An 8308-nucleotide genomic window follows, 5' to 3' on the forward strand; every position below is an offset into this window, starting at 1 on the left:
CTCGCCACCCTTGATAGGGGGCGCGCTCAGATGAGCGGATCTTGGGCGAGTGCACTTCCCAAAAGAGTGGCACTGAGTGCCATCCTTTGATCGTTCATCGATCGAAATCACACGTGGCGCAAGCCGCTCATTTGAGCGTTTCTCCGGGTCCGGGAGGGCAGACGTGTTCAAGAAGTGAAAACATCCGGCTCTGATGGCTTGCCAAGCCTTGACTTTCGATCCGCTGGCGGACGACTGGTTACAGGCGCATGACGCACAAGTGGACGTACCCACAGGCCTTTGATCTGGGTATGTTCCTGGCCGTCAGGGCAGCCACCGCGTCCTCGAGGAGTCGAGACCCGTGTCGGAAAACAAAGATCCCCAGGTAGCCGAGCGCGGCAACAGTGTTGAGGGCGTGAAGTTCGTCTACGACTTCACCGAGGGCAACAAGGACCTCAAGGACCTCCTCGGCGGCAAGGGCGCCAACCTCGCCGAGATGACGAACCTGGGGCTCCCCGTCCCGCCGGGCTTCACCATCACCACCGAGGCGTGCAAGGTCTACCTCGACAGCGGCGAGGAGCCCGCGGCACTGCGTGACGAGGTGAGTGCGCACCTCGACGCCCTCGAGCGGAAGATGGGCAAGAAGCTCGGCCAGCCCGACAACCCGCTCCTGGTCTCCGTCCGCTCCGGCGCGAAGTTCTCCATGCCCGGCATGATGGACACCGTCCTGAACATCGGCCTGTCCGACAAGTCCGTGCAGGGCCTGGCCAAGCAGGCCGGCGACGAGCGGTTCGCCTGGGACTCCTACCGCCGCCTCATCCAGATGTTCGGCAAGACGGTCCTCGGCGTCGACGGCGAGCTGTTCGAGGACGCCCTCGACAAGGCCAAGGAGGCCAAGAAGGTCACCGTCGACACCGACCTCGAGGCCGCCGACCTGAAGAAGCTGGTCACCACCTTCAAGAAGATCGTCAAGAAGGAGGCCGGCCGGGACTTCCCGCAGGACCCGCGCGAGCAGATGGACCTCGCCATCAAGGCGGTCTTCGACTCCTGGAACGGCGAGCGCGCCAAGCTCTACCGCCGCCAGGAGCGCATCCCGCACGACCTCGGCACCGCCGTCAACGTCTGCTCGATGGTCTTCGGCAACCTCGGCCCCGACTCCGGCACCGGCGTCGCCTTCACCCGGGACCCCGCCTCCGGCCACCAGGGCGTCTACGGCGACTACCTGCAGAACGCGCAGGGCGAGGACGTGGTCGCGGGCATCCGCAACACCGTGCCGCTGGCCGAGCTGGAGCGCATCGACAAGAAGTCGTACGACCAGCTGATGCAGATCATGGAGATCCTGGAGAACCACTACAAGGATCTCTGCGACATCGAGTTCACCATCGAGCGCGGCCAGCTGTGGATGCTGCAGACCCGCGTCGGCAAGCGCACCGCCGGCGCCGCCTTCCGGATCGCCACCCAGCTCGTGGACCAGGGCCTGATCGACGAGGCGGAGGCCCTCCAGCGGGTCACCGGCGCCCAGCTCGCCCAGCTGATGTTCCCCCGCTTCGACGAGAGCGCGAAGGTCGAGCAGATCGGCCGGGGCATCGCCGCCTCCCCGGGCGCGGCGGTCGGCAAGGCGGTCTTCGACTCCTACACCGCCGTCAAGTGGTCCCGCTCGGGCGAGAAGGTCATCCTGGTCCGCCGCGAGACCAACCCCGACGACCTGGACGGCATGATCGCCGCCGAGGGCATCCTCACCTCCCGCGGCGGCAAGACCTCCCACGCCGCCGTGGTCGCCCGCGGCATGGGCAAGACCTGTGTGTGCGGTGCGGAGGAGCTGGAGGTCGACACCAAGCGCCGCCGGATGACCGTGCCCGGCGGACACGTCGTCGAGGAGGGCGACGTCATCTCCATCGACGGCTCCACCGGCAAGGTCTACCTGGGCGAGGTCCCGGTCGTGCCGTCCCCGGTCGTGGAGTACTTCGAGGGCCGGATGCACGCCGGCGCCGACGACGCCGACGAGCTGGTCGAGGCCGTGCACCGCATCATGGCCTTCGCCGACCGCAAGCGCCGGCTGCGGGTGCGCGCCAACGCCGACAACGCCGAGGACGCGCTGCGCGCCCGCCGCTTCGGCGCCCAGGGCATCGGCCTGTGCCGCACCGAGCACATGTTCCTCGGCGACCGTCGCGAGCTGGTCGAGCGCCTGATCCTGGCGGACACCGAGGCCGAGCGCGAGGAGTCCCTCAAGCAGCTGCTGCCGCTGCAGAAGAAGGACTTCGTCGAGCTGTTCGAGGCGATGGACGGCCTCCCGGTCACCATCCGCCTGCTGGACCCGCCGCTGCACGAGTTCCTGCCCGACATCACCGAGCTGTCGGTGCGCGTGGCCCTCGCCGAGTCCCGCCAGGAGCCCCACGAGAACGAGCTGCGGCTGCTCCAGGCGGTGCACCGCCTGCACGAGCAGAACCCGATGCTGGGCCTGCGCGGCGTCCGCCTCGGCCTGGTCGTGCCCGGCCTGTTCACCATGCAGGTCCGCGCCATCGCCGAGGCCGCCGCCGAGCGCAAGGCCGCCAAGGGCGACCCGCGTGCCGAGATCATGATCCCGCTGGTGGGCACGGTGCAGGAGCTGGAGATCGTCCGCGAGGAGGCCGACCAGGTCATCGCCGAGGTCCAGGCCGCCACCGGCACCGAGCTGAAGCTGGCCATCGGCACCATGATCGAGCTGCCGCGGGCCGCGCTGACGGCAGCCCAGATCGCGGAGGCCGCGGAGTTCTTCTCCTTCGGCACCAACGACCTGACCCAGACGGTGTGGGGCTTCAGCCGCGACGACGTGGAGGCCTCGTTCTTCACGGCGTACCTGGAGAAGGGCATCTTCGGCGTCAGCCCGTTCGAGACGATCGACAAGGACGGCGTCGGCTCCCTGGTGAAGGCGGCGGCCCAGGCGGGCCGCGCCACCCGCCCCGACCTCAAGCTCGGCGTCTGCGGCGAGCACGGCGGCGACCCGGAGTCCGTCCACTTCTTCCACGAGGTGGGCCTCGACTACGTCTCCTGCTCCCCGTTCCGCATCCCGGTGGCCCGCCTCGAGGCCGGCCGCGCGGCGTCCCAGTCCCAGGGCAGCGACCACCGGTAGCCGCCCCGGCCCCGAACCCCGGAGTCCTCGTCGTCGTCCCCGACCCTCAACACCGATGACGACGAGGACTCCGGCACCACCAGGAGCGGCGGCACCCTGTGCGGGGGTGCCGCCAGGTGATCCATGGTGGGGAGCCGTTCGCCGAGGACGAGGGCTGGGGCTACGGGCCGCCGGGATACTCGCGACCGGAGCGGGTCCGCACCGCCGCGGCCTTCTGCCGCGCTTCCAACACTGCCCGCATCGACGGCATCCGTCACCCCCACGACGTCTTGGTCAGCAACGGACCCAGCCTTCCGTGCCAGCCGCTATCTCATGCCTGACCAGCGAAAACCGCACACGAGGTCCGGAAAGAGAACGACCTCTGAAGGTGTGGGGTCGCATCTCATTGGATGAGGCACGCCCCCACACCCGTCACACCTTGTTGATGCGCCAGGCGACCATGCCTGAGGCACCGGGCTTGCCCACGACGTCGAGACGGAACGACGCCTTGGGCTTGATGCGCTCGAAGACCACCGACTGATCGCAGGGAACTGACTTCTCCTCGCCGGCGCTGGACGGTGTGAGCACAATCTCTGCAGTGCCCTTGCCTGCGCATGCCACAGTCAGTTTGTAGGTCTTGCCTTGAGTCAGACCGGGTTGCGTGTGTACTCCGTCAGAAACGCGTTCCACGCCCGACTCGACCATCGAACTCCCCTTGTCGGTGGTGGCGTCGAGTGCTGACTGTACTGCGGCTGTGAGCCTCTTCTCGGCTTGAGCCTCGGCACTCTGGTGGGTTGCTGGGGCGGAAGGGGAATGACTGGCGTCGGCGTCGTTGTGCGACGTACAACCCGTGATGAACAGTGCCGGGGCCAGGGCGCAGCCGATGATCCACCCGGAGGGAAGCCTCATGAGGCGGATTCCCAGTACTTCCAGCCGGTCTCGGAGGTGGGAAGCGTCGCCGTACCGCTGTTGATCAGAGTCCCGCCGTGACATCCGTCCCCCTTGCGTCGGTACTTCGCCCACGACACCTTGTAGCCCCAAGACCCGTACTGTAGATGGCCGTACTTGCCGCGGGAGATGTTGTGCGTGTACGTGTGACCCGTCGTGACCCCTACGCTACCGCCAATCTTGCCGCTGACGTTGGCCTTGGCCGCCCAAATAACCCCCTTGAGCTCACCTTCCGCTCCCGCGGAGATTTCGGCTGAGATGGTGCCAGATTTGAGAACGCTGACGGTCATGGATCCGCCTGGGCCGTCCTTGTACTTGGTGCCGTTCCACCACGACGGAAGGTGGTAGTTCGTCTTTGACTTGATTTCGATCCACGTCTGTGGGCCGTCACAGAATCTCGGCTGGACCACGGACGTGGTTTCGTTCTCATCCCAGCCGTCACGGTCGTTGATCTCAGCAGTGTCTTCCGCCGCGATGGGGCTTGCGTCCGCGGCCTGGTCCGAGGCGGCGGTGGAGGGCGTCGGTGCTTCCTCGTCCGCAGTGGCTGTGCTGACTGCTGCGAAGCAGAGCAGGTTCCTTCCCCGCGCTGCCCGGTGCTCCCTGCGGCACCGTCCAGGTGACAAGCTGATCATCATGATGTCGATATCCCAGCCGGAGCCCGTGCGGGCGGCCATGACACTGGACGGGCGCCGCCTGTCCTACCTCGACTTCGGTGGTCCCGGGCGGCCCCTGCTCGCCCTGCACGGCCACTTCAACGAGGGCCGGACCTTCACCCACCTGGCGCGGGCGCTGTTCCCCGACTGGCGCGTCGTGGCCCCCGACCAGCGCGGGCACGGCTTCTCCGACAGGGGACCGGACTTTTCCCGAGAGGGCTACGTCCGTGACGCCGCCGCACTCATCGCCCACCTCGGTCTGGAGCGGCCGGTGGTGCTCGGCCACTCGCTCGGCGGAGTCAACGCCTACCAGCTCGCCGCGCGGTATCCGGACCGGATCAGCGCGCTCGTCGTCGAGGACGTCGGCGCGGAGATCGATGACGACCTGTCCTTCTGCCTGGCATGGCCACGTCGGGCGCCTACTCGCACAGCGCTGATCGAACAACTCGGGGACGCGGCCCGCTACCTCACCGACGCCCTTCGCGAGTACCCGGACGGTTGGGGCCTCGCCTTCCGCCCGGAGGACATGGTCACCTCCGTGGGCCAGGTCAACGGTGACCACTGGGACGACTGGCTCGCCGGCGACTGCCCCGCCCTGCTCGTCCATGGCACGCGCAGTGACACGCTCACCGCGGAACACGCGAAGGAGATGGCGGCTCGCCGGCCCCACACGCAGCTCGTCGAACTCGCCACCGGTCACACCGTTCACGAGACCGATCCCACCGGGTTCGCCGCAGCGGTGAGAGCGTTCCTCGGCGGTCAATTCCTCGGTGGTCCAAAGGACGTCCTCTGACCGATCAGGGGATGGGATCGGTGACGCACCGGGGTCGGCAGAGCCTTGTTGACCGCGCCCCCACCGCGCCCCACCGTGTGCCCGCGTGCAGGGGTGGGTCGTGGGCGCGCGGGGGCCGTGGGTGGGCGGTGCGCGCTCCCGTGCGCCCTCGGGGCCGGAAACGGGGCGGGGGTGGTCCTTCGTCTGAGGTTGGGGGGCCCGGAGCGGCCCGAGGGGGGAGCACGGCGCGGGGGTGTGTCGTGCGCGTGCGAGGGGGCGGGCATGGGACGGCGGGCCGGGCGGGCGCGCGGGGGGCGGACTGTGTGGGGCGCGGTCGTCGGGGTGTTGTCGCGCATGGCCGTGGCGGTGGCCGTCGCGGTGGTCGTGGCCGTCGTCGTGCCGGGCGCGGGTGGGGTGCGTGGCGGCGGGTGGGAGGCCGTGGCCGTTCGGGCGGAGGGGTCGCCGAAGCCGTCGGCCACGGGTGTGCCCTCCGCGAGGACGGAGCCCGGCCCGACGCCGACGCCGACGGACACCGTGACCAGCGACACTCCCTCGCCGCGGCGTGACCCCTCGCTGACCCCGACCGGGGTGCAGGTGGACCCCGGCGCGTCCTTCACCGTGACCGGAGCCGACTTCGACTGCTCCGCGGGGGAGGGGACGGCCGGGCCGCTGGCGTTCAGCGTGCAGGGGCAGCAGACGGTGGACCTCGGCGTCGACGACAGCGGCGGCTTCCGGCAACCCGTCACCGTGCCCGCGGACGCGGCTCCCGGGACGTACACCATGCAGGCCCGGTGCACGGGCGTGGCCGACGCGCCCACGGCCTCGGGGTCCTTCGAGGTGCGGCGGCGGCCGGCGCCCCGGCCGGAACCCCGCATCACCCTGTCACCCGGCTCCGGGCGGGCCCCCGCGCGGCCGGTCGTCACGGGTACGGGATTCCTGTGCGAGCAGGGCACGGCGGTCGACGTCCTCTGGGACGGGAAGCCCGCCGCCAGGAGCACACCCGGCGCGGACGGCGGCTTCTCCGTCGCGCTGTCCGTGCCGTCCTCCGCCCGGGAGGGCGGGCACGAAGTGACCGCCTCCTGCGGCAGCCCCGCCGGGGTGCGGGACTCGGCGACCTTCACCGTGGACCCGGCACCCGTCAGCCCCTCTCCCCAGCAGTACGGCACCCACGACGTCACGATCCACGCGTTCGGCTATCCGGAGGCCTGCACCGCGGGAGCGATCGTCGTCGGCGGGCGCCGGCTGGACACCTGGCTCGACGAGGGCTCCACCGAGGGCAGTGCCGCAGCGGGGCGGTGGGAGCTCATCGACCTGCACGCCCACCTCCCCGAGGACCTGCGCGGACGCCGGGACGTGGCACTGGACTGCCCGGGCCGGGCCCGGGAGAAGGCAGGCGAGATCGTCCTGCCGGCCTCGGACCCGCTGACCTTCTTCGTGCTTCCCGTGGGGTCCCCCGTTCCCCGGCACGACCGGACCGGGCACGTCACCCCGACCCCCACCGGCGCCACGACGTCCGCCCCGCCCTCCGGCGGCCCGAGCGCGAGCGGCGGCCCGGGCCCGGGACCCGTCCGCCCGTCCGGCGGCACCGGAGGCGGCAACGGCGGGGGCAACGGAGGCACCGGCGGGGGCACGGGCGGCACCGGCGGCGGCGAGCGGGTGCGCGATCTCGTCGAGTCGCTGCGCACCCCGGCCGACGTCTCCTGGGCACTGAAGGACCTGGCGGGGTCGGCGGGCATGGCCGCCTGGTTCCTGCTGCTGGTCCTGCTGCTGGAGCGGGCCTTCCCCAGCCAGTTGGCCGACAACGCGCTGAGCCGCTGGTGGCGGCGCCGCCAGGAGGGCCGGCAGCACCGGCGGCCGAGACTGCCGGGCTGGGCCCGGATGTGCGGCTTCGCGCTGTTCGGCGGCGGCCTGGCCGTCTGGGCCGACGCCGGGACCGGGTGGGGCGCGCCGGCCGCGGTCAAGGCGGTGGGCGCCGCTGCGGGGATGCTGATGGTCCTGGTGGCCTACGAGAAGACCAAGGAGTCCCTGCTGCGCCCGCGCCGGGGCGACTTCCGGTCCGAACTGCGGGTGGTCCCCGCCGGACTGCTGCTCGCCGTCCTGATGACGGCGCTGTCCCGGTTCCTGGAGTTCCCCGTCCCGTACGTCTACGGCCTGATCGCCGTCTACATGGTCCTCGGCGCGCCCCGCCCCGAGCCCGACGGGATGCCCAAGGGCCAGGCCGTCCTCGTCGGCGGGATCTGCGTGCTGGCCGCCGCGGTGTTCGTGTGGGTGCTGGGCGCGCCGCTGGTCGAGGCCGCCCGGAAGGAGTCCGCCGGGCCGCTCAGCGTGGAGTACGCCCTCGCCTACGCCGTGGGACTGGCGGTCGTCGCCGGCATCGAGGTGGTGGTGTTCGCGCTGCTGCCGCTGTCCGGGATGGACGGGCACGCCCTGAAGCAGTGGAACAAGCCGGCCTGGTTCGCCCTCTACCTCACGGGTCTGACCTTCTTCTTCCACGTGCTGCTCAGCACCCTGCACCCGGGGGTGGGCCGCGGTCTCGTCCCCGACGGGGACCTGCGCTGGTGGACCCTCGGCATCGCCACGGCGCTGTTCCTGGCCGGGTGGGCCCTGTCCCTCGCCCTGCGGTGGTACGTGGCGCGCGCCGGGCGACGGGCTTAGCGCCCCAGGCCCACGCGCCCCCCGCACGCCGGCGCCCCAGGCCCACGCGCCCCCCGCACGCCGGTGGGCCGGGCCGCCCCGCCTTTGGGGCCGCCCGGCCCACCGGCGCCGCGCTAGGTGTACTCGGCCGGGAGGTTGGTGACACGCCTACCGTCGGTTGTTGATCATGGGGGGACCTCCGGGCGTAGTGGAGATTGCCGTCTTCACTCACCT

5 protein-coding genes are annotated in these 8308 nt (G+C 70.8%); 3 read left to right on the forward strand and 2 right to left on the reverse strand.

From position 1 onward, the window contains the following. Positions 1 to 340 precede the first annotated feature (340 nt). A complete protein-coding gene (gene ppdK / locus ACI2LW_RS31290; RefSeq protein ID WP_404734629.1) occupies positions 341 to 3088 on the forward strand; it encodes a pyruvate, phosphate dikinase in 2748 nt (915 codons plus the stop codon). A 411-nt stretch (positions 3089 to 3499) separates the two neighbouring features. Here the strand turns inward: ppdK and ACI2LW_RS31295 are convergent, their stop codons facing one another. Both ACI2LW_RS31295 and ACI2LW_RS31300 read right to left on the reverse strand, forming a co-directional pair. Continuing rightward, entirely contained in the window at positions 3500 to 3976 is a 477-nt protein-coding gene (locus ACI2LW_RS31295; protein ID WP_404734630.1) for a hypothetical protein, read from the reverse strand. Next, entirely contained in the window at positions 3973 to 4650 is a 678-nt protein-coding gene (locus tag ACI2LW_RS31300; RefSeq protein WP_404734631.1) for a hypothetical protein, read from the reverse strand. Before ACI2LW_RS31300 ends, ACI2LW_RS31295 begins: the two co-directional genes overlap by 4 nt. 1 nt (position 4651) lies before the next feature. Here ACI2LW_RS31300 and ACI2LW_RS31305 point away from each other — a divergent pair, with 1 nt between their 5' ends. Next, positions 4652 to 5461, forward strand: a complete 810-nt coding sequence (locus ACI2LW_RS31305) for an alpha/beta fold hydrolase (protein WP_404734635.1) — start codon at positions 4652 to 4654, stop codon at positions 5459 to 5461. 513 nt (positions 5462 to 5974) lie between these two features. Continuing rightward, positions 5975 to 8095, forward strand: coding sequence for an FGLLP motif-containing membrane protein (locus tag ACI2LW_RS31310; RefSeq protein WP_404734632.1), 2121 nt, complete (start codon positions 5975 to 5977; stop codon positions 8093 to 8095). Positions 8096 to 8308: the final 213 nt, after the last annotated feature.

Origin of the sequence: Streptomyces sp. NPDC004065 (assembly GCF_044903565.1) — a bacterium.
Lineage (GTDB): Bacteria > Actinomycetota > Actinomycetes > Streptomycetales > Streptomycetaceae > Streptomyces.

Coding starts and splice junctions, on each gene's coding strand:
- ACI2LW_RS31305 (WP_404734635.1), top strand. CDS start 4,652: ATGTCGATATCCCAGCCGGAGCCCGTGCGGGCGGCCATGACACTGGAC.
- ACI2LW_RS31300 (WP_404734631.1), bottom strand. CDS start 4,650: ATGATGATCAGCTTGTCACCTGGACGGTGCCGCAGGGAGCACCGGGCA.
- ACI2LW_RS31295 (WP_404734630.1), bottom strand. CDS start 3,976: ATGAGGCTTCCCTCCGGGTGGATCATCGGCTGCGCCCTGGCCCCGGCA.